The sequence below is a fragment of the Mycobacterium sp. WUMAC-067 genome (genome assembly GCF_020217485.1).
Classification (GTDB): Bacteria; Actinomycetota; Actinomycetes; order Mycobacteriales; family Mycobacteriaceae; genus Mycobacterium.
In genome coordinates this window covers 1-19,943 of sequence record NZ_JAEKMI010000040.1, presented here as the reverse complement: position 1 = coordinate 19,943, position 19,943 = coordinate 1, and the positions used below count along the sequence as shown (strand labels likewise).

General features: G+C 68.3%; 20 protein-coding genes, 2 tRNA genes and 1 pseudogene. 11 read left to right on the top strand and 12 right to left on the bottom strand.

Features of this window, described 5'->3' with window-relative positions; all coding sequences use genetic code 11:
- Window positions 1-16 precede the first annotated feature (16 nt).
- Window positions 17-691 (top strand): GAP family protein, encoded by a 675-nt coding sequence (locus tag JF781_RS22035; RefSeq protein WP_225330019.1) that lies wholly within the window; start codon window positions 17-19, stop codon window positions 689-691.
- Window positions 692-758: 67 nt separating this feature from the next.
- Window positions 759-1,430 (top strand): GAP family protein, encoded by a 672-nt coding sequence (locus JF781_RS22030; RefSeq protein ID WP_225330018.1) that lies wholly within the window; start codon window positions 759-761, stop codon window positions 1,428-1,430.
- On the opposite strand, the gene JF781_RS22025 is transcribed toward JF781_RS22030, so the two are convergent.
- Window positions 1,418-2,197, bottom strand: coding sequence for a hypothetical protein (locus JF781_RS22025; protein ID WP_225330028.1), 780 nt, complete (start codon window positions 2,195-2,197; stop codon window positions 1,418-1,420). The genes JF781_RS22030 and JF781_RS22025 overlap by 13 nt on opposite strands.
- Before the next feature lie 41 nt (window positions 2,198-2,238).
- On the opposite strand from JF781_RS22025, the gene JF781_RS22020 reads away from it, so the two are divergent.
- A complete protein-coding gene (locus JF781_RS22020) occupies window positions 2,239-3,747 on the top strand; it encodes a bifunctional phosphatase PAP2/diacylglycerol kinase family protein (RefSeq protein WP_225330017.1) in 1,509 nt (502 codons plus the stop codon).
- Here JF781_RS22020 and JF781_RS22015 read toward each other — a convergent pair.
- The 4 genes from JF781_RS22015 to JF781_RS22000 form a co-directional block, all read right to left on the bottom strand.
- On the bottom strand, window positions 3,683-5,122 hold the full coding sequence (locus tag JF781_RS22015; RefSeq protein WP_225330016.1) for an FGGY family carbohydrate kinase: 1,440 nt from the start codon (window positions 5,120-5,122) through the stop codon (window positions 3,683-3,685). The two genes, JF781_RS22020 and JF781_RS22015, sit on opposite strands and share 65 nt — an antisense overlap.
- On the bottom strand, window positions 5,119-6,522 hold the full coding sequence (locus JF781_RS22010) for a mannitol dehydrogenase family protein (RefSeq protein WP_225330015.1): 1,404 nt from the start codon (window positions 6,520-6,522) through the stop codon (window positions 5,119-5,121). The genes JF781_RS22015 and JF781_RS22010 overlap by 4 nt, the downstream gene beginning before the upstream one ends.
- A 44-nt stretch (window positions 6,523-6,566) precedes the next feature.
- Window positions 6,567-6,911, bottom strand: a complete 345-nt coding sequence (locus tag JF781_RS22005) for a DUF732 domain-containing protein (RefSeq protein WP_225330014.1) — start codon at window positions 6,909-6,911, stop codon at window positions 6,567-6,569.
- Between the two features lie 152 nt (window positions 6,912-7,063).
- Window positions 7,064-7,402 (bottom strand): DUF732 domain-containing protein, encoded by a 339-nt coding sequence (locus tag JF781_RS22000; protein ID WP_225330013.1) that lies wholly within the window; start codon window positions 7,400-7,402, stop codon window positions 7,064-7,066.
- 392 nt (window positions 7,403-7,794) lie between these two features.
- Between JF781_RS22000 and JF781_RS21995 the strand changes: the two genes are divergently transcribed.
- On the top strand, window positions 7,795-8,292 hold the full coding sequence (locus tag JF781_RS21995) for a hypothetical protein (RefSeq protein ID WP_225330027.1): 498 nt from the start codon (window positions 7,795-7,797) through the stop codon (window positions 8,290-8,292).
- Between the two features lie 243 nt (window positions 8,293-8,535).
- Here the strand turns inward: JF781_RS21995 and JF781_RS21990 are convergent, their stop codons facing one another.
- Together JF781_RS21990 and JF781_RS21985 are read right to left on the bottom strand one after the other, a co-directional pair.
- On the bottom strand, window positions 8,536-9,342 hold the full coding sequence (locus tag JF781_RS21990; RefSeq protein WP_225330012.1) for a L,D-transpeptidase: 807 nt from the start codon (window positions 9,340-9,342) through the stop codon (window positions 8,536-8,538).
- Window positions 9,343-9,510: 168 nt separating this feature from the next.
- Window positions 9,511-9,747 (bottom strand): annotated as a pseudogene (locus tag JF781_RS21985) (hydrolase); the annotation flags it as partial.
- Window positions 9,748-9,916: 169 nt separating this feature from the next.
- Here JF781_RS21985 and JF781_RS21980 point away from each other — a divergent pair.
- Window positions 9,917-9,989, top strand: a tRNA-Val gene (locus JF781_RS21980).
- Between the two features lie 112 nt (window positions 9,990-10,101).
- Here the strand turns inward: JF781_RS21980 and JF781_RS21975 are convergent.
- A complete protein-coding gene (locus JF781_RS21975; RefSeq protein WP_225330011.1) occupies window positions 10,102-10,275 on the bottom strand; it encodes a hypothetical protein in 174 nt (57 codons plus the stop codon).
- A 798-nt stretch (window positions 10,276-11,073) separates the two neighbouring features.
- Between JF781_RS21975 and JF781_RS21970 the strand changes: the two genes are divergently transcribed.
- The gene (locus tag JF781_RS21970) at window positions 11,074-11,265 is read left to right on the top strand and encodes a hypothetical protein (RefSeq protein WP_225330010.1); all 192 of its coding nucleotides are present in this window, start codon (window positions 11,074-11,076) and stop codon (window positions 11,263-11,265) included.
- On the opposite strand, the gene JF781_RS21965 is transcribed toward JF781_RS21970, so the two are convergent.
- From JF781_RS21965 to JF781_RS21950, 4 genes are all read right to left on the bottom strand, one after another.
- On the bottom strand, window positions 11,262-12,353 hold the full coding sequence (locus JF781_RS21965; RefSeq protein ID WP_225330009.1) for an LPO_1073/Vpar_1526 family protein: 1,092 nt from the start codon (window positions 12,351-12,353) through the stop codon (window positions 11,262-11,264). The two genes, JF781_RS21970 and JF781_RS21965, sit on opposite strands and share 4 nt — an antisense overlap.
- Entirely contained in the window at window positions 12,350-12,637 is a 288-nt protein-coding gene (locus tag JF781_RS21960) for a hypothetical protein (RefSeq protein WP_225330008.1), read from the bottom strand. Before JF781_RS21960 ends, JF781_RS21965 begins: the two co-directional genes overlap by 4 nt.
- Window positions 12,638-12,674: 37 nt before the next feature.
- Complete coding sequence (locus JF781_RS21955; protein WP_225330007.1) at window positions 12,675-13,553, bottom strand: hypothetical protein; 879 nt, start codon at window positions 13,551-13,553, stop codon at window positions 12,675-12,677.
- Window positions 13,554-13,845: 292 nt separating this feature from the next.
- Window positions 13,846-13,919: transfer RNA gene (locus JF781_RS21950), tRNA-Gly, on the bottom strand.
- 172 nt (window positions 13,920-14,091) lie between these two features.
- On the opposite strand from JF781_RS21950, the gene JF781_RS21945 reads away from it, so the two are divergent.
- The 5 genes from JF781_RS21945 to JF781_RS21925 form a co-directional block, all read left to right on the top strand.
- On the top strand, window positions 14,092-14,727 hold the full coding sequence (locus JF781_RS21945) for a hypothetical protein (RefSeq protein WP_225330006.1): 636 nt from the start codon (window positions 14,092-14,094) through the stop codon (window positions 14,725-14,727).
- A gap of 29 nt (window positions 14,728-14,756) precedes the next feature.
- Complete coding sequence (dcd, locus tag JF781_RS21940) at window positions 14,757-15,329, top strand: dCTP deaminase (protein ID WP_225330005.1); 573 nt, start codon at window positions 14,757-14,759, stop codon at window positions 15,327-15,329.
- 48 nt (window positions 15,330-15,377) lie between these two features.
- Entirely contained in the window at window positions 15,378-17,411 is a 2,034-nt protein-coding gene (locus tag JF781_RS21935) for a hypothetical protein (RefSeq protein ID WP_225330004.1), read from the top strand.
- A 170-nt stretch (window positions 17,412-17,581) separates the two neighbouring features.
- Window positions 17,582-18,676, top strand: coding sequence for a hypothetical protein (locus JF781_RS21930; RefSeq protein WP_225330003.1), 1,095 nt, complete (start codon window positions 17,582-17,584; stop codon window positions 18,674-18,676).
- A gap of 209 nt (window positions 18,677-18,885) precedes the next feature.
- Window positions 18,886-19,943 (top strand): hypothetical protein (locus JF781_RS21925; RefSeq protein ID WP_225330026.1); only part of this gene is annotated, 1,058 nt, incomplete at its 3' end.

Below are 19,943 nucleotides of genomic sequence, written 5' to 3'. Positions count from 1 at the left end.
GCGATGATTGCTGCCCGTGGACGCAAGTTGGGCCTCGGTCCTGAGCAAGCTCGTCGCGTTGGCGGCCGTCATTGCGCTGTCACCGATCACGGTCATCCCCGCGGTGCTGGTGCTGCACGCGCCCCGGCCGCGCCCGGCCAGTCTCGCCTTCCTCGGCGGCTGGCTGGTGGGGCTGGTCGCCTTCACCGCGGCGTTCGTCGCCGGCTCGGAGGCGCTCAGCGGTTTCCACGCGACCCCGCCGAAATGGGCGTCCTGGGTGCGCCTGGCCTTCGGGGTGGCGCTGCTCGCGCTGGCGGCGTTCCACTGGTTCACCCGGCACCGCAACCGCAGCATGCCGCGCTGGATGCGGTCGTTTTCCACGCTCTCCCCGGCGCGCGCCGGGGTGGTGGGGGCGGTCCTGGTGCCGCTGCGGCCCGAGGTGCTCATCCTGTGCGCGGCGGCGGGTTTGGCCGTCGGCAACAGCAGCCTGAGCGCCGGCGGCGAGGTGGTCGCCGCCGCGATCTTCGTCGTCGTCGCCGCGTCGACGGTGGCCATCCCGATCCTGGCCTACGCCGGCTCCGGTGACCGCTTCGAGGGAACCCTGGAACGCCTCAAGGCCTGGATGGAAGCCAACCACGACGCGATGCTGGCCGTGATCCTGTTTCTGATCGGGTTGATCGTGCTCTACAACGGGATTCGCGCGCTGGTCTGACCCCGCGTTCGGGCGACTCCGGCGCGTTTTGGCGTCACTTCGGCGCGGCAATGGGAGGATGCCGCCCATGGCAGGAAGCTGGGGCACCGTGCTGACCGGGCTGGTCCCGCTCGGAGCGGTCATCGCGCTGTCGCCGCTGACGGTCATCCCGGCGGTCCTGGTGCTGCAGGCGCCCCGGCCGCGGCCGAGCAGCCTGGCGTTTCTGGGTGGTTGGCTGCTCAGCCTGGCCGCGCTGACGGCGCTGGCGGTCGCGGCCTCCGGCCTGCTCGGCGGCTTGGACAAGGAGCCGCCGCGGTGGTCGTCGTGGCTGCGGGTAGTGCTGGGGGCGGCGCTGATCGCGTTCGGTATTTTCCGGTGGCTTCGCCGGCACGGGCAGGCCGAGTCGCCGGCGTGGATGCGCTCGTTCGCCAACATCACCCCTGCCCGCGCCGGGATCACCGGCGCGGTGCTGGCCCTGGTGCGCCCGGATGTGGCGCTCATCTGCGTCCCGGCCGGATTGGGGATCGGCACCAGCGGGCTCGGCGCCGCCGGCGATTGGGCGGCCGCCGCGTTCTTCGTCGCCATTGCGGCGTCGAGCGTCGCGATCCCGATCCTGGCCTACGTGGCCGCCGGCAGCCGCCTCGACGACACGCTGGCGCGCCTCAAGGACTGGATGGACCGCAACAACGCTGCGCTGCTCGCGGCCGTCTTGGTGGTGATCGGCGCGATGGTGCTCTACCACGGGCTTCACGCCCTGTAGCCGCCGTCGGCCAGGCCGGCGTCGGCTTCGAGCCTGTTGGCCGCCCCAAAGGCCAACTCGCGGAACAGCTCTCGGCCGTAGCCGGCGAGCATGCCCAGGTAGCCGCGGTCCGCCCATTGCTGCGCGTGCCGTTCTTCGTGGTGCAGCACCCGGTCCAGATCCAGGCGGGTGCAGCGCGGCGCGCCGTCGCCGTCGCCGTCGAGGCACCAGGTGTGCCCGGAGGCGACGATCCGGCGCAACTGCTCAGCCGGGTCGCTGAGACGGCCCAGGTTCACCATGAAGATGTCGCCCCAGGTGGTGCCGCCCCGCTGGCTGAACAGCCGCTGGATCCAGTTGCCGCCCAGCCCCATCAGCATGCCGTTGGGTGTGGTGACCAGGCGACCCCCGTTGCGGTGCACGAAGGGGACGTCGCGGGTGTAGCTCCAGCGGTTTGCCTGCTGCCGCAGGCGGATTCGCGTCACCTCGGCGGCGCAGTGGGGGGTGGCCGGGAAGTCGGTGGGCCGCGTTCCCGGCGCGCCGTAGTCGGTGCCGGCGTTGAGAATGTAGGTCATCAGCGCCGCCGTGCGGGCGTCGCCCCCGCGGGCGCCGGGCGGCAGCAGGAAGAAGGATTGGCCGGCCGGGTCCTCGATCTCTTGCATCCTCGCGAGGACCGCGAAGCTGGCGCGCGTGACGTCGTGACGGCGGGCGATCTCGGCGACCGCGTGCGGGGGCACGCCGCGGCGTTCGGCGTTCTCCCGCCATCTCGTGCAATAGCCCTGTGCGTCCATGTCTTTCCGGTCGATTGTCACCCATGGTTAGGGTGGAGCGAATGAACAGGCGGCCCTGGCGACGCGCGCGCGGCATCAAACAGATCACCCGAGGACTCGGCACCCTGGATCGCGAACTGTTCGACGCGATCGCCGAGACGGACACCCCGCTGCTGGACACCGTCATGCCGCGGCTGACCCGCGCGGCCGACCATTCCAAGCTGTGGTTGGCCATCGGCGCGGCCCTGCTCGCCACGGGCAGGCAAAGCGCGCAGCGCGGCGCCACCCGCGGGCTGGTGACGCTGGCCGCCACCAGCCTGGTCACCAACCAGTTCGCCAAGCGCATCCGGCGGCGCCCACGCCCCGGCTACGACCTGGTGCCCCTGGTCCGGCAGGTTCGCCGCCGCCCGACGTCGAATTCACTGCCGTCGGGGCATTCGGCCAGCGCGGCCGCGTTCGCCGTCGGGGTGGGCCTGGAGAACCCGCCGCTGGGCTTCGGGCTGGCGCTGCTGGCCGGCCTGGTGGGCCTGTCGCGGGTGGCGACCGGCGCGCACTACCCGGGCGACGTCATCGCCGGATTCGGGATCGGGTCCGGCCTGGCTGTGCTCGGTGGCCGGCTCGTGCCGCCCATCGTCGAAACCGCGCTCCCGCGAACAGAACCGCTGCGCGTCGAGGCGCCGCCGCGGCCCGACGGCGCCGGGGTGGTCCTGGTCATCAACCCGGAGTCGGGCAGCGGCACCGGGGCCCGCGTCGTCGACGAGGTGCGCGCCGAGCTGCCGAAGGCCGACATCCGCGAGCTCGGTCCCGACGACGACCCCGTGGAGGTGTTGCGCGGCGCGGCCGCCGGCGCCGAGGTGCTCGCGGTGGGCGGCGGCGACGGCACCGTGGCGGCCGCCGCCGGGGTGGCCATCGACGCCGGGCTTCCGCTAGCGGTCTTCCCCGCCGGCACGTTCAACCACTTCGCCAAGGACATCGGCTGCGACACCGTGGCCAAGACCGTCGGCGCGATCCGGCGCGGCACCGTGGCATACGTGGACCTGGTGTGCCTCAACGACTCTCAGATGGTGCTCAACACCGCCAGCATCGGCGCCTACCCGGCGTTCGTGCGGCGGCGCGAAAAGCTCGAGAAACGCATCGGCAAGCCGCTGGCCGGTCTTTACGCGATGCTGCGGACGCTGCGCAAGGAAGAGCCGGTGCGCATCTGTTACGACAACAAGACGCTGCTGACTTCGCTGTTCTTCCTGGGCAATTCGCTGTACCTGCCCACCGGGTTCGCGCCCGCGCGGCGGACCCGCATGGACGACGGCCTCATCGATGTGCGCATCCTCGAAGCGGGCCGGCCGTGGGCCAGGACCCGGATCCTGACCGCGCTGGCGCTGGGCCGGCTGGAACGCAGCCCGCTCTACCACGAGCTGCAGGTGCCCGAATTCAGCTTCAGCGCGGTAGACGGCCCCACGGCCGTTGCGCGCGACGGCGAGGTCGGCGACAAATACGACCAGGCCCGCTTCACCGCGAAATACCGGATCCTTCCGGTGTTTCGTCCGCTTCCCGACGTGCGGCCCCCTCGGTGAGGTCGCGCACCCGCGCGTAGCGCGCCGCCACCTCCGGCGAGGGGCCGGCGGTGTATTCGCGCGTCGGCGGCGGATCCCACGCTGGTGGCCGGGCCGAGCCGCTCAACGCCCAGGCCGCCTGCCGCGCCGCTCCCGCCGCGACGTACTGCGCGGGCGCGGGCGCCAGCACCGGCATGCCGAACACCGCCGGCGCAATCTCGCGCAGCGCCCTGGACTGGGCGCCGCCGCCCACCAGCAGGATGCGGCGCGCGACGACGCCGCGCGCGGCCAGATGCGCGACGCCGTCGGCGAGCGAGCACAGCAGCCCCTCCACCGCGGCCCTGGCCAGGTTCGCCGGGGTCGCATTGGACACCCGCAGGCCGTGCAGCGCCCCGGTTGCGTTGGGCCGGTTGGGTGTTCGCTCGCCCTCCAGGTAGGGAACCATGACCAGGCCCTCGCTGCCCGGCGGCGCCGACAGCGCGAGCCGGGACAGGTCGTCGTGGTCGACCCGCAGCATCGCGGCCGCGGCGTCCAGCACCCGCGCGCCGTTGAGCGTGCACACCAGCGGAAGGTAGCGCCCGGTACCGTCGGCGAATCCGGCGACGTAGCCCGCGTCGTCGCGGACCGGATCCGCGGTGACGGCGGCCACCACCCCCGAGGTGCCGATCGAGACGATCACGTCGCCCACGTCGGTGTCGAGCCCCAGCGCCGCGGCGGCGTTGTCGCCGAGGCCCGCGCCGAACGTTGTTGCACCACTGGTGGTTCCGGCCGACGGGCTCAGCACGGCGGGCAGCTGCGGACGGCGGCCGCGCAGCGCCAGCTCCAGCAGGTCCACGCGGTAGGCGCCGGTTGCGGCGTCGTAGTAGCCGGTGCCGCTGGCGTCGCTGCGATCGGTGGTCAGCGCCGCGATGTCGGTGTCACCGCGCAGCCGCCACGTCAGCCAGTCGTGGGGCAGGCAGACCGCCGCGGTGCGGTCCGCGTTCCGCGACTCGCGGTCGGCGAGCCAGCGCAACTTGGCCACGGTGATCGCGGCCAGCGGCACGACGCCCACGGCTTGGGCCCAGGCGCGCGGTCCGCCCAGCTCGCGCACGAGTGCGTGCGCGGCGTCGGCCGAGCGGACGTCGTTCCACAGCAGCGCGGGCCGCACCACCCGCCCGGCTTCGTCCAGGCACACCATGCCGTGCTGCTGCGCGCCGACGGCCAGAGCGTCGACGCCGTCGAGCCCGCCCGCGGCCGCGATGGCCTCTCGGGCGGCGGATTCCCATGCGGCCGGGTCGATTTCGGTCCCGTCCGGGTGGCCGGCCTGTCCCTCGCGGACCACCGCGCCGGTGGTGGCGTCACACACCAGCACCTTGCAGGACTGGGTCGACGAGTCGATCCCGGCGACCAGCGTCACGGCGCGTCCTCCCCGATCAGCGCCCGCAGCGTGGCGTGCGCGCCGCGCCGGTACAGGCAGTCCAGTGCCCACAGGTAGGCCTCGCGGAAGCGCGGCGCGTCGATGAGGTCGCCGAACAGCGAGCGGTTGGCCAGGAATGCGTCCGGATCGTCGCGTTGCGAACTTGCGAGCGGCACCAACGAGTCGGCCAGCCGATCTATCACCTCGATCGGTCGGCCCTGCTCGTCGACGCCCTCGGCATACCGCGCCCAGCTCGCGACGATCGCCGCCGAGAGCCGCACCGGGCCGCCGGAGCGCAGATTGTCGTGCACGACCGGCAGCAGCCATTTCGGGATGCGGTCCGAAGAGTCGGCGCACAGCCGGGCGATCGTGTCGCGCACGTAAGCGTTGGCGAAGCGGGGGAGGAGCTGGTCGCGGAACTCGGCCAGACCCGGGATGCGTGTCAGCGTCGGCATCGCCTCCGAATCCAGGTAGCGGTCAAGGAATTCGGCGATCACCGGATCCTGGGCGGCCTCGTGCACCAGCCGGTATCCGGCCAGGTACCCGAAATAGCACAGGCCCTGATGGCCGGCGTTGAGCAGCCGCAGCTTCATCGCCTCGTACGGAGCCACGTCGTCGACGAGCTGCACACCGGCCCGGCCCAAGGGCGGGCGCCCGTCGGCGAAGTCGTCCTCGATCGCCCACATGGCGAACGGCTCGGCCACGACGGGCCGCGCGTCGCGCACGCCGAATTCGGAGTCCAGCCGCTCCACCACGTCGGCGGTGGTCACCGGCGTGATCCGGTCGACCATCGAGTTGGGGAATCTCGTGTTCTCGCGCATCCATTGCGCGAGTTCGGGATTGACCCGCTCCGCGTAGGACGTGAACGCGCGCCGGGCCACGTCCCCGTTCCCGACGATGTTGTCGCAGGACACGATGGTCGGCGAGGGCAGGCCGCGCGTTCGGCGCCGCTCGCACGCCTGGGCCACCAACCCGAACACGGCGCTCAGGGGCGGCTGGTAACCGCCCTCGGTGATGGTGAGCGAGATGATCCGGACCGCCGGATCGGCGAGCAGCTCGATGACCGAATCGGGATCCTCAGGCGCATAACGGAAGTCGACGATGGAGCCGATGACGCGGGGTTCTCGGGTGCCGTCGGCGTGTTCGAGGATCAGCGTATAGAGATGGTCCTGGTTGCGCAGCGCGTCGCGCATCTGTCGGTCACCCGGCAGCACGCCCACACCGCAGATGCCCCAATCCCGCGCGAGCCCGGCGTTGAGCAGACGGTCGATGTAGGAGGCCTGGTGGGCGCGATGAAAGCCGCCGACGCCGAAATGCGCTATGCCGATGCCGATTTGGCTGCGGTCATAGGTCGGGACGGGGATGTCGAGACCGGTCAGGTTCCGTGCGTTCAGCTTCACTCAAGTGTCACCTTAGCGCGGACTCCGCCGCGACTAGCTCATTGCTAGGCGTTGGGGCACAGGTCGCGCAGGGCGAAGATCACCACGTCCGCGGCCTGCCGGCCGTTGATCCCGCCGGAGCCCTGGTCGGCATCGGAGCGCTGCAGGGCCAGCAGCTCCAGCTGCTGCGGGGAAGCGCCCCACGAAAGCTGTTGACAGAGATCCGCGCCCATCCGCAACAGCGCGTCGTCGCCGCCGTCGACGGCGTGGATCCCGGCGTTGTGCAGGTCGTTGAGAAAGGCGGCCTGGTCGGCCCGCGCCGGGCCGGCCCAGACAATCCCTTGGATCAGAAGTGGGCCCGCCGTCAGCGCCGCGCCGATCAACCGGCCGTACCGCCTGCGTGCCGCCATCCAACCTTCTCCTTGTGTCTCTGCGCGATGCGATGATGCACCTTTACACAAAAGTGCATGATCCGCCGTGCAGAAAATCCGGAGGATGAATAGTCGGCGAAGATTGGCCGCGCGGCCGGGCGCGCGGAGCGCGAGAACTCAGCTCAGCGTGACTAGCTCGGGCACAGGTCACGCATGGCGAAGACGACGATGTCGTCGGCCTGCTGAGGACTGAGCCCCCCTGTGCCCTGCCGTTCGTCGGAGCGCTGCAGCGCCAGGCCCTCGAGCTGGGCGGGCGGGGCGCCCCAGGAGATTTGCTGGCAGATGTTCAGGCCCGCCTGCAAGAGCGCGGCGTCACCACCGGTCACCGCGTGGATCCCGTCCTTGTGCATGTCACTGAGAAAGCTGGCCGCGTCGGCCTGCGCGGGGCTGGCCCAGACGAGGCCGGCGAGAAGTGGGGCGCCGAACAGCGCTGAGGCGACCAAACCGCCAGCTAGACGACGTGTTGCCATATGCCCATCCCCTCCGTCTGTCAACAGTTGCTCTCACGGTGTTCACTTCTATGTAACCTCCTGGACAGACTTTGTGCATCAAAATTTCCCTGTGAATGACCTGCGGGTAAATAAAGTCCGCGGGATTCGAAGTCCGTGGCCGACCCGGGCGAAGCCCCAGAACGCACGCGTGTCGGCGCAGGTCAGCGATGCCTGCCGACGGTGTTCCGATTCGTGACAGCGTTGTGACGTCACCATTTGGAAACGGCGCGGTGCGGCGTGGCTCGTGTCGCGTGTCGGCTGCTGACAATTGGCCCGGTCGTGAAAAGGACGGCCTCGGTACGGCTAGGCGGGCCTGCTGCACTGATTGATTGCGGGAGTAGCTGAGCGTGAATAAAGGAGAGTTGGCGCTGATGGCGATCGTCGATCGGTTCAACATGAAAGTAGTTGCCGGCGCTGGGTTGTGCGGAGCAGCTATAGCGTTGAGCCCCGACGCGGCGGCCGCCCCGCTGATAACGGGCGGCCACGCGTGCATCCAGGGGCAAGCGGGCGATGCGGCGCCGGCCGCCGGAGGTCCCGTCGCCGCGGGCGCACCGGCGGACATGTGCGCGGCGCCGCTCACTGACATGTCCGGCGTGCCCATGGCCGTGCCCGGACCTGTGCCGCTCGGTGCTCCGGTGCCGATCGTGCCGCCATTGCCGCTCGCGCCGCCCGTGCCGGTCGTGCCGCCGGTGCCGGTGGTGCCCGCCGGTGCGCCGCTGATCGCCCTGGGCGGGCCGGTGGCGGGTGCTCCCTTGGAGGCGGCCGCTCCGATCATCGACATGGCCGGGGTGAAGGACGCGCCGACCGGTCCGGCGCCCACCGGCGGGCCGACGTCCGGTCAGCCGATTCGCCCCGGGCCGTCGAGCTGACGCTCTTTCCGGTTTAGGCGGGCCCGCTGGTTTCCTACCAGCGGGCCCGTTCCGTTGCGTGTCCGTCGTCAAAAGCCCGTTCTGTCAACAGAATCGAAGCTCCGCACCCGTCCTGCAAGTGGGTGCGGAGCTTCGATTGCGAGGCCGCTGCTAGTGGCTCGCCGAGCGCGTGGGGTATGGACGAAAGATGAAAGGGATTCGTACCTAGCCCCACGCTCGAGGCAGGCCGGTGTGAGTGAGGCGCTATTCCTGGACGATCACCGGGTCGCCGACGTTGACGTGGTTGTAGTACCACTCGGCGTCCTCGGGGCTCAGGCTGATGCAGCCGTGGCTGACGTTCTCGAGGCCCAGGGAGGGGACGGCCCAGGGGGCCGAATGCACGAACAGGCCGCGGCTGGTGATGCGGACGGCGTAATTGACCGTGAGCAGGTAGCCGTTGGGGTCGTCGACGGGAATGCCGACGCTGCTCGAATCCATGGTCACCGCAGGCTCTTTCGAGAGAACGGTGTACGAGCCGACCGGCGTCGCGTATTCCGGCCTGCCCAGCGAGGCCGGCATCACGCCCTGCTCCCCGAAGTGCGGCCGGTGATGCGGCGCCGGGAGTTGGGTCGGCGGTCCCGCCTCGGCTCCGTCGATGCTCACGGTGAACGTGTGCTGTGAGATGCTGGCCACCCCGATGACGGCGGGACCCGTTTTGATCTCCGAGGTCGCCTGGCCTACCGTCAGCGCAATTGTGCTGTGCGCCGGCCAGTATCGGTCCGGCACCCATTGGACGACCTTGTTGTCGAGCCACTCGAACTTGCCGGTCATCGCGGGCGTTGACTTGACCTCGACGGCCCGCTCGGCCGCCCGTCGGTCGGCAACCGGTGCGCGGAACGTCACCACCACGGGGTGCGCGACACCCACCACTTCGCCGCGCGCCGGTGAAACCGACGCGATGGCAGGCCCATGCGACTGGTTGGCCGCCGCCAGGCTTACGCCCGCCGGCGCCACGACCACGCTTGTGGCGACCCCGACCAACGCAAGAACACACCGAACACCCGTCCGCATGGCCCCATTTCCCTTTTAACTGACATAGTTGCAATAGGGATGATAAATGGCGTCTGACCTGCGAAAGCGCAAGGGCACGTGGATATTTGGCCACGCGTCGGTCACATTTTGGCTACGGCACGTTTGGTCCGGCGATGTGGGTGGCTGGTCGGCGGAATCTCGGGCTGACTAGCGGTTCCGGGCCAGTTCGTACGCCACCGCATCGAATGCGCGCAGCGTGGCTAACAGCATTTGCGGGTCCCCGACGTCCGACTGGGTGGACAACTTGGCGGCGACCATCTCCGCTGCGCGGTTGATATAAATCATCTGACCACACATGCCCTGACACAACACGACGTTGCTGCCCGGGTAGGGAAACCACACTTGGTTGCGGTACATGCCGCCGGGCATTTGGGTGTCGTCGGGGGGTCCCAGTCGGTTGCGTTTGCACTGGTCAACCCCAACGTCGGTACGCGTCCGGGACGGTGTCCGTTCGGCCCCGGCACGGCGAGGTGCGGGCCCAATTCGGGGTCGAAAGCGGACGATCTCGGACATGTGTGCCATGCTCGTTTTAGCCCAAAGACATCCCAAAGACATGTAGTAGCCCAGCGGATAGAGCGCCCTTCTGACTAAAGGGAAGGCCGCGGATTCGAGTCCCGCCTACATCTTGGAGAAGAGGCACGTCGGGCTGCACACCCGCGCTCCGTGCCTTTTCTGCTTTCTCGGGACGCCGAGCCGGAAGGCCCCCGAAGCAGGGGCCAACCGAATCGTCAACCGTTGTCAGAGCATCAACAACTGTCCAGACCTGAGTCGCAGCTCGAAGTTCAGCGGTCCTGCGTAATTCGGGTTGCTCGTGCAGAGCCTGTCCAGCAGCTCCACCAGCGCGTCGCGCATTGAGTGAGGGCTGTATTGCTGTTCGGTGCTTTCGGGGTCCACTGAGCCATGAATCAGCATGTTCGCCTTCGTCGGTCTCCCATGCGGCGTTGCAATGATGCAAACCCCAGTCCTCAGCTGGGAATTCGTCAGAGAGGTTCAGGCACAGTTTGCCTTGAGCATGTAAGTCATCGAACACCCCGGTGCTCGGGGCGGTAAACGGGGCGTTGTGGACAGAGCCCAGTTCCTCACCGCTGCACAGGTGCAAAGCCTTGTCGCCGCTATGCCGTGGCCGTACAACGTCATGGTGCACCTGGCAGGGGTGGTCGGGGCTACGGGCGGCAGAGCTGGCCGGTCTGCAAGTCGGGGACATTGAGCCTGGTGCTGTGCGCGTTGAGCGTTCGGCGCGTCCAGTCGGCCCCGTCATCGAATACCTCGACACCAAGACCCACGGCAGCTTCCGCAAGGTTCCGCTAGCCGCCGCAACAATCCAGATCTTGCCGGACTACTTGGCAGTGCATCCGCACGCCGATGTCCCGACCGCCCCGTTGTTCCCGGGGATGACTCTGGTCGCGCCGAAGCCGACCGGCGCACGGACAACCCCGGTGGCGGTTGCCGGGAGTTCCGACGCACTGGCACCGCTTAGCTCACAAGCGAAGGCGCATCGTCAGGCATCGGCCCTGGCGGATCTCTCGGTAGCCGAGGCGGAGGAGCGGTTGCAGCTGAACTGGGATGAGCCGCTGCGGCATGCCACCTTCTACAAAGCCGTGTACCGGCCTGCAGTGTTGCGGGCGAACCGATTTGTCGCAGCCACCGGCAACAAGGCCCGCGCTACCGGCCGAGCTGAAGTTCCACAGCCTCCGCCACACGTAGGCGAGCTTGTGTGCGCTGGCGGGAATCAAGGTTCGGGAGGTCGCGCTGTTCATGGGTCACGCCAACGTCACCACCACCGAGCACATCTACACCCACCTGTTCAACATCGATGACCACTCCGCCGCCATGTCCGCACTCGACGCGATGGCCGCTCCGAGGCCGACTTTAGGTGGAAACGTTGTGCCGCTGCGGCGTTAGGCCCTTACCGCGAACATCTTGTCCATCTCTTCCGCGGTGCGCTGAGACCGAACCGCTACGGCATGTCGCGCGAGCATCAGGCCTACGGCCGAGGGCTGAAAATGCAGCGCCATCGTCGATGTCACCGTATCAAGGAATCGCGCCATCTCTGGCTTCTTCTCACGCAGTCGCGCGACAAAGTGTTCTTGAGTGATCGAACGATCCTTGATGAATTCCCTTAGCTTAGATTGTATCTCGGTAAGCGGAGGTTGTGCGTTCGGATCACTTCGCAGAACGATGTCCGCCGCGTCCGGCCGCAACTTCACGGTGCTGTTCTCAATCGGATCGGCCTGCTGCAGCCAGAACATAGCCCCAAGTTCAACCCCGGCTTCTTCCGTGACGGTCCATTCCGTCGGCAGGTCGTTAGGCGAAAACGGGGGATACATCGCGTTGGGATGCGCGATAAATAACTGGTTGTAGACGTCTCGTCCGAGTCCCGGCAGATAGATACCCGCGGCAGTTGCGCCCATGAACGTGTACTCGAACTGATCGTTTGGTATTGAGTCGTAGTACGGACGAAATTGCGCGTCAAGAGCATCCAGAAGACTGTCTACGTCGATAGCGTTGCGATAACTCATTCTGGTCAGTAAGACGATTACAACCAGGGCATTGAGGTGCTGCGCAGCCAGGCGAGGTGCGCATTCGATTGCCTCACGCGCTACGATTTCTTGGCGCGTCCGCGCTGACTCCGCCACCTGTGCGACAACGAGTCCTGAAAGGATCGCGGCCAGCTCCTCGTCGCCGGTTTCCCCGTACGCCTGTTGGGCTTTCAAGAGCGCGACCTGTGCCCTTGGGTCGTTGAAGCGTTCAAGCAGATCGGGATCTACTTGAACTGTCTTGGTGATGATCTCGGTTGTCATCTTCATGGCACGACCGTCGTATGTGTCGTTGGCCTCGGCGGTCAGTCGTGGAGCGTTGTTTTGCCACAGTTCGACTGCGATCTCCCGAACGCGCGCCTCGGTAACGCCGTAGTGGTGGTGGTGAACGTTAACGTCGCGACCGGCTTGGTTGTTGGTCGACCCGTCGCCGCCCTCTTGTTCTTGTGTCACAGTTCGTCCGTCTGCGACGGCTGGTTGATATTGATATCAAGCCCCGCTTGATAATTGGTAGAGTTCCGGCCGCCGGTCTGCTTCTGCTCAATGCGTTGCGACTCGGCCGCGCCACCGCCGCTTCGGAGCTGCCATAGGTAGTCCAAAACGACGCCAGCGATGGCCAACGCTCCAAGGGTGATGAGCACTGACCGCGGTACTTTGTCCTGCACGTCCAATAGTCCGAAGATGATCGCGATGATGCCGGCGACCGCGCCGCCGATTCTTCCGACATTCCGACCCATTGCTTCAATTCCCTTCTCGATCGCCTGTCCGACCTGACTACTGCTGGACGTGACCGCTCTCGAACCAGCCGACAAGACTGACCGCCAAGATCACCGCCGACTCCGCCTCTTCCTGGGTGACGTCGTCTGGTAGTGGTGACTGCGGCAGGCCGCCGTGGCGGTCGTATTGCCCGACCCAGAGCATCCGCATCATGCCGAGCAACACGTCGTGCGTCGCTGCTCGTGAATCTTCGCGGAGATGCGGCAGATTGAACTGGCCGCCTTGCTCCATTCGACTGATGACCTTGCCCAACGTCGGGCCGGAATCGTTCGGGATGACGACCGGGGCGCTGGCGTCCTCGACCGCCTTGACGGCGAACCAGTAAGCCTTGCTCGGGTCAGGATTGACACCGAATGCCGCTTCCCACGCGCGGACCAGCCGCTTTCCGGCAGTGCCCAGCTGAAGGATCCTTTCAGCCGCGACCTGAACCCCCTCCGGTAAACGCCTGACGAGGCCAACCTTGCCGGCGCGCTCGCCAACCGTCCATGCGGACCCGGCTTCGACGAGCATGGTGTCAAAGCTTTTGGCTGAGCCCACGCTGTAGTAATTCTTGGACAGCAGAAAATCGACTAAGCGCCACGTGACTTTCGGCGGCTGCCCGTCAACGACCGACTGCAACGCTCGGAAGCTTCCGTCGGCATGTGGACCGCTGTCGGGGATGCTGATCTTCAGAACGCGCTCGCACTCCCTCGCGAGTCCGACGTTGAATAGCCCGCTTACGCCGCCGGACGTCGATCTGAACCGGCCGAAAATCCACGTCCACACGGACCTGTACAGATGCTCCGGGACGTCCTCGCGGAGGGCGGTGAAGACTTCGATCTCGTCTTCCCCGATGTCGAGGGGTGCCCACTGCTCTTTGTCGTCCGTGGTCGTCATGGTCTGGTCCTTCTGCCCGCCGTGGGCCGCGATTCCGCATCGCTCGTGTGTTCGAGCATCGTGCGTCAGTTTATGGCTGGGGTAGGACAACCGGGCGCGACACGCTGGGTGATATCCCAGGTTTCGGACTTTCCTCTGCTTAGATCATTGGCCGCTGTAGCGGATGCGGCTGATGAGGTTTCTGAGGCGACGATTGTTAGCCCCGGTCTACGCCGCAGCGCGGTCCGGGGTCGCGGCGGGGTCGGACGCCTTCCGGCAAACTTGCGACGCGGGCGATACGCCCAGCTAAACGTGGAGCCGATGACGGGAATCGAACCCGCGTATTCAGCTTGGGAAGCTGATGTTCTGCCATTGAACTACATCGGCACAGTCGCCTCAGCAGGCTAGCATCCGCCGGTGGGCGCGCTCGCCCAAGCGGGGGCCTGACCTCCCCCGACAACCCGATTAAGAGCGCAGCCGCGAAATCTAAGACGCCTATCTAACTATTCTCATAACGCTCAGATTTATTATTTCGTTATCGCAACGTAATGTGCTCCGGGTGGGTCGACACGAATTAGCCAGGAAGCGACGTAAACCGTCGGTGGCCCTGGCAGCAGTGCTCGCCCCCGCGGCGGTGTTCTTCGCGGTGTCCGCCGACGTGCATCCATCTGCGCCCCACAACCAGGCCAAACCCGTTATCAGCGAGCCCGCCCCCTGTTGCGTGCAAATCGTGACAGCCGCGTCGAAGCGGCCCGCTAAAGCGCTGGTCGACGGCGAGCCCGCCGCGGCATCGCGCTACCACACGCGATCGCGCTTCCTGCCCGCCGGCGTCGCGCCGGAGCAGGGCCTCCAGGTCCGCACGATCTTGGTCGAGCGCAGCATCAGCGCGGAGTTCCCCCAGATCCACGAGATCGGTGGGGTGCGGCCGGATTCGCTGCCCTGGCATCCCCGCGGGTTGGCGCTCGACGTCATGATCCCCAACCCCGACAGCGCCGAGGGCATCGCGCTGGGCAACTCGATCGTCGCCTACGTGATGCAGAACGCCACCCGGTTCGGGATCCAGGACGCGATCTGGCGCGGCGTCTACTACACCCCCGGCGGAGCGCAGGCCAGCCGGCTCGGCCACTACGACCACGTGCACGTCACGACCACCGGCGGCGGATATCCGACCGGCGACGAGGTCTATCTCCGCTGAATCCGCTGCGCAGCAGATAGGCTCGTCGCGTGCTGCTCTCCGATCGCGACCTCAGGGCCGAAATCAGCGCCGGGCGGTTGGGTATCGACCCCTTCGACGACGCCCTGGTGCAGCCGTCCAGCATCGACGTGCGCCTCGACTGCATGTTCCGGGTGTTCAACAACACCCGCTATACCCACATCGACCCGGCCAAGCAACAGGACGAGCTGACCAGCCTGGTCGAACCCGTTGAGGGGGAGCCGTTCGTGCTGCATCCCGGCGAGTTCGTGCTCGGTTCGACGCTGGAGCTCATCACCTTGCCCGAGGACCTCGCGGGACGGCTGGAGGGCAAGTCGTCCCTGGGCCGTCTCGGCCTGCTGACGCACTCGACCGCCGGTTTCATCGATCCCGGCTTCAGCGGTCACATCACCCTCGAGCTGTCCAACGTCGCGAACCTGCCGATCACGCTGTGGCCGGGCATGAAGATCGGCCAGCTGTGCATTTTGCGGTTGACCAGCCCGGCCGAACATCCTTACGGCAGTTCGCGAGTGGGTTCGAAGTACCAGGGCCAGCGAGGACCCACGCCCTCGCGCTCCTATCAGAACTTCATATCGTCTACATAGGTTCTGCGGGGCCCGCTCGGCCCCGTTCTGCGCGATACTTAGTTAGCCATGGTTTTTACCTCCGCCTGGCCGTGGTCCACCGCAATGCCTTTGGAGGGGTTTGTTTTGGATATTGTGCTCGGGGTGTCGATGGCACCGTCGTCGATCCAAATGGTTGTCCTGCAAGGCGAATACGCCGACGGCGCCACGGTTGAAGAGGACGCGATCGACGTCACCGCCGCCGATGACGCAGCGACCGCGAGCGCACCCGATCGAGTGATCTCGGCCATCTTGGGTACCCGCGAGGGCGCCGCCGATGCCGGCCTCGAGCTGTCGTCCATCGGGGTGACGTGGACCGATCAATTCGAAGCGGCGGCTCTGCGCGACGCGCTGACCGCTCACCGGCTCGACAACGTGATGCTAGTCTCGGCGTTTCTTGCTGCGGCGGCGCTGGCGCAAAACGTCGGCGGCGCAATGGGTTACGAACGCACCGCGGTGCTCCTGGTGGAGCCCGATACCGCGACGCTGGCGGTGGTCGAGACGTCCGACGGCTCGATCCCGGATGTCTACAAGCAGCGGATCCACGCCGAGTCCTACGGCGCCGCCGCCGAGCAACTCGGCGCGATGGTCGCCTCTCTGGAGAAGCTGGAACTAGTACCGGGCGGCCTGTTCGTGGTCGGCTCCGGCGTCGACGTCGCCCCGTTGCAGCCGGCCCTGGAGTCGACGACGGTGCTTGACGTGAGTGTGGCCGAGGACACGGCGCTGGCCCGCGGGGCGGCGCTGGCGTCGGCGAACGCGCCGCTGTTTGCCTCCTCGACCGCCGCGCTGGCCTATGCGCAGGACCCCGGTACCGGCGCGGTCGACCAGCACTCCCTGCCCGAATACCTCTATGTTCCCTTCGGTCCCGAGGCCGACGACGAACTCGCCTACAGCGCGGTGGGGGATGAGGACGCCGACTCGCCGACGGTCGTCATTGAAAAGCTTTTCCTTCCTGAAGAGAGCCAGCCGCAGCGGCGGCCGGCCTTGCTGATCGGGAGCGGGCTGGCCGTCGCCGCCATCAGCGCGGTGTTGGCGCTCGAGATCGCGCTGGCGATCGGCATCCGCACGACGGGAACCGTCGCGTTGCAGCCCACGCCGAACCAGCACCTGATCGTTCCCACCGAGCAGGCGCCGGCGCCGGTGCAGGCGTCCGCGCCGGAGCCCCAGATCAGCCTGCCGGCGCCGGTGGCGGCACCCAAGCCCTTGAACCCGCCGGTCGCCGTGCCGCTGCCCGCGGCGCCGCCGCCGGAAGCCCCGCCCGTTCCGGCGGCCCCGCCGGTGATTCCTGTTCCTGTCGTGGTTCCGCCGGTTCCGGTTCCGGTGCCGATCCGCATCCCGGTTCCCAACCCGGTGGTGAGGCCGCCGCTGTTCGAGGCCCCGCCGCGTCTGTCGGTCCCTCAACCGGTGCTGCCCCAACCGCCGGTGCGTGTCCCTCAGCCGCCGACGCCGCCGAAGGCCGGCGGCACCGTTCCGCAGTCGCCGCCGCACCAAACGCCTCCCGGTGAAGGCACCCCGCCCAAGCCGGGCGCTCCCGGTAACTCCGGTGGTGGGCATGTGCCGACGCCGGGCTCGGGCGGTTCGGGTGGTGGGCATGTGCCGACGCCGGGCTCGGGTGGTTCCGGTGGTGGCCACGTTCCGACGCCTGGCTCGGGCGGTTCGGGTGGCGGCCACGTTCCAACGCCCGGTTCGGGTGGTTCCGGTGGTGGCCACGTTCCGACGCCTGGCTCGGGCGGTTCGGGTGGTGGCCACGTTCCGACGCCCGGTTCGGGTGGCGGCCACATCCCGACGCCCGGCGCGGGCGGACCGGGTGGGCTCGGAGGCGGGCACGCCCCTGCCCCCGGCGGCGGACTCGGTGGCGGCCATGCTCCTAACCCGGGCGGCGGCTTAGGCGGCTTCGGCGGCGGTCACAGCGGCGGCGGACTTGGCGGCGGTCACGCACCAGCCCCCGGTGGCGGCTTCGGCGGCGGCCACAGCGGCGGCGGATTGGGCGGTTTCGGTGGCGGTCACGGCGGTGGCGGCGGCTTTGGCGGCGGTCACGGCGGCGGTGGCGGCGGCCACAAATAACCTCGGTTCGTCGAACCTCCCGACGCCAAGCGGCGCCTACGACATGGCTTCGGCAACCACGGCCACCGATCACGCAGCACGCTAGGGTGGCGTCGCGAACCCCCAAGCGGCGCCGGTACAGCTGTTCTGGCGCGGCACAGCAACCAACCGTCGGGCGATTTGGAGGAGCGGTGGAGGTCGTACTCGGTGTGTCGATGGCACCTGAGACAGTCCGCATGGTCCTCGTCGAAGGTGCGGCCGCCGGCGGGGTGACCGTCGATCAGGACGGCTTCGACGTCGTCGGCGACACGACCCCTGCCGCCGCCGCCGATCACATCGTCGCGGCCATTCTCGGCACCCGGAACAGTGCGGCCCAGGGCGGTTACCAGCTCAAATCGAGCGGGGTGAGCTGGACCGATCCGGTCAAGGCGGCGGCACTGCGAGATGTGTTGGCGGCGCGCAGGATTGAGGACGTGACGCTGGTCTCGGCGGTGATGGCCGCCGCGGCGCTGGCACAGGCGATGGGCAGCGCGACCAACTGGGCCCGCACCGCGTTGCTGCTCGTCGAACCCACCAGCGCGACCCTCGCGGTCGTCGACACCTCCAACGGGGCGGTCACCGACGTGCATCGGCACCCACTGCCCGGCCGCGATGACGTCGCGCTGGCGAAGCTGACCGCGATGGTCTCGGGTGCCGAATCGATGAGGGCGCGACCTGACGGAGTGCTCCTGGTCGGCTCGGACGTGGACATCCCGTTGATCAAGCCAACGCTCGAGGCCGCGACGTCACTCTCGGTGACCACGCCCGAGGAACCCGAGATGGCCCTGGCCCGCGGCGCCTCGCTGGCCGCGGCCAACGCGCGTCTGGGGGCGCCGCGGACGATCACGATGCCTTCCGCGCGGATTTCCTCGACCGCGGCGGCCGGGTCCGCCCGTGACGTCGACGCGCGCGACACCTCGTCCCGCGAGCGCCGCAGCCGAAAACCGGCGGCCGCGGTCGTCGGCGTGATGATCATTTTCGTCACCGGCTTCGTGGCGTTGGCGCTGGCGCTGGTCTTCGGTAGCGGTCCGGACGCGGACCAAGCACCGGATGTCAGCACGACCGTCGTCGCGCCGAAGGGCCCACCGCCCCCGAACGCCGGACCGCCGGCACCGTCACCCCCGCCGTCGGCCCCTGCACCGGCGACGCCCGAGACGCCCGCGCCGCCCTCGCCGCATTCCGGCGACCACGAACACTGGGACGACTGGCTGCACCGCCATTTGGGGCCCCAAATTCCGGTCCCGTAGTCCGGTCCCGGGCGGGTTCCGGCCCACCCCCAGACCGCCGATCACGCGTAAAATCGGGTTACAAGGGGAATACGGAGGGGACTCAGCGACGTCGCGCGCCATCATCTCGTGCGACGGCGACGTCCTCACCGGGAATGGGCTAGCAACCGACTATTGGAGGAGCTTTGGACACCGTACTTGGTGTGTCGATGGCGCCGACCGCGGTCCGGATGGTGCTGGTCGAGGGGGAAAACGGCGACGGGGCCACCGTCGATGAAGACAATTTCGAAGTCCCGGCGGCCGCTGACGCAGCAACCGCAACCGCCTCCGACCAGGTAGTCTCCGCAATCTTGGGGACGCGTCAGGGTGCAGCGGAGGGTGGTTACCAACTGGCGTCGACCGGGGTGACGTTCACCGACCCCGTCGAGGCCGCCGCGCTGCGCGACAAGCTCGCCGCCCACAAGGTCGAAAATGTGATGCTGGTCTCGGCCTTCCTGGCCGCGGCCGCGCTGGCCCAAGCGGTCGGCCACCGGACCAACTACGCGCAGACCGCGCTGTTGTACATCGAGCCCGACACCGCGACGCTGGCAGTCGTCGACAGCGCCGACGGATCCATCGCCGACGTCCGGCGCCAGGTCCTCCCCGAAGACGACGAGGCCGCCGTGGCCGAGCTGACCCGCCTGGTCTCCGGCGCGGAGAACATGGAAAGCCGCCCGGACGCCGTGTTCGTCGTCGGCTCCGGCATCGATATCCCGCTGATCAAGCCCGCGCTGGAGGCGGCGACCACCCTGCCGTTGACCGCGGCCGAGGAACCGGACACAGCCCTGGCCCGCGGCGCTGCCCTGGCATCGGCGCATGCGCCGCTGTTCGCGTCGTCCACCGCCGCCCTGGCGTACGCGCAGGATCCCGGCACGGGTGCGATCAATCCGCTCGCCGTGGCACCCGGCTACTTCGACGCGCCCGGTGACGCGGGGGTGGATGCCCTCGCGTACAGCGCCGTGCCCGACGACCCCGACGAGTTCTTCACCGGCTCGCAGACCGCCGCGACCGAGCTGGTCGGCGCGGACTACCGCGGGCGCAACTTCAAGCTGGTCGGAAGCGCGGTGGCGGCGGTCTTCGTCATCGGCGTGGTGGCGCTGGTCGTCTCATTGGCCATCGCCATCCGCCCGACGGCGAACGTGCGGCCCAGCCCGAATGAGAACGTCGTGGTGGCGCCCACCCGGCCCGCTCCGGCACCCGCGGCCCCGGCCCCGGCTCCTGTCCAGGCGCCCGCGGCTCCCGCGCCCGC

What these genes read in the sequence shown, in the direction of transcription:
- JF781_RS22030 (WP_225330018.1), top strand. Translation starts at nt 759, where the DNA reads ATGGCAGGAAGCTGGGGCACCGTGCTGACCGGGCTGGTCCCGCTCGGA.
- JF781_RS22025 (WP_225330028.1), bottom strand. Translation starts at nt 2,197, where the DNA reads ATGGACGCACAGGGCTATTGCACGAGATGGCGGGAGAACGCCGAACGC.
- JF781_RS22020 (WP_225330017.1), top strand. Translation starts at nt 2,239, where the DNA reads ATGAACAGGCGGCCCTGGCGACGCGCGCGCGGCATCAAACAGATCACC.
- JF781_RS22005 (WP_225330014.1), bottom strand. Translation starts at nt 6,911, where the DNA reads ATGGCGGCACGCAGGCGGTACGGCCGGTTGATCGGCGCGGCGCTGACG.
- JF781_RS22000 (WP_225330013.1), bottom strand. Translation starts at nt 7,402, where the DNA reads ATGGCAACACGTCGTCTAGCTGGCGGTTTGGTCGCCTCAGCGCTGTTC.
- JF781_RS21995 (WP_225330027.1), top strand. Translation starts at nt 7,795, where the DNA reads ATGGCGATCGTCGATCGGTTCAACATGAAAGTAGTTGCCGGCGCTGGG.
- JF781_RS21990 (WP_225330012.1), bottom strand. Translation starts at nt 9,342, where the DNA reads ATGCGGACGGGTGTTCGGTGTGTTCTTGCGTTGGTCGGGGTCGCCACA.
- JF781_RS21975 (WP_225330011.1), bottom strand. Translation starts at nt 10,275, where the DNA reads ATGCTGATTCATGGCTCAGTGGACCCCGAAAGCACCGAACAGCAATAC.
- JF781_RS21960 (WP_225330008.1), bottom strand. Translation starts at nt 12,637, where the DNA reads ATGGGTCGGAATGTCGGAAGAATCGGCGGCGCGGTCGCCGGCATCATC.
- JF781_RS21955 (WP_225330007.1), bottom strand. Translation starts at nt 13,553, where the DNA reads ATGACGACCACGGACGACAAAGAGCAGTGGGCACCCCTCGACATCGGG.
- JF781_RS21935 (WP_225330004.1), top strand. Translation starts at nt 15,378, where the DNA reads ATGGTTTTTACCTCCGCCTGGCCGTGGTCCACCGCAATGCCTTTGGAG.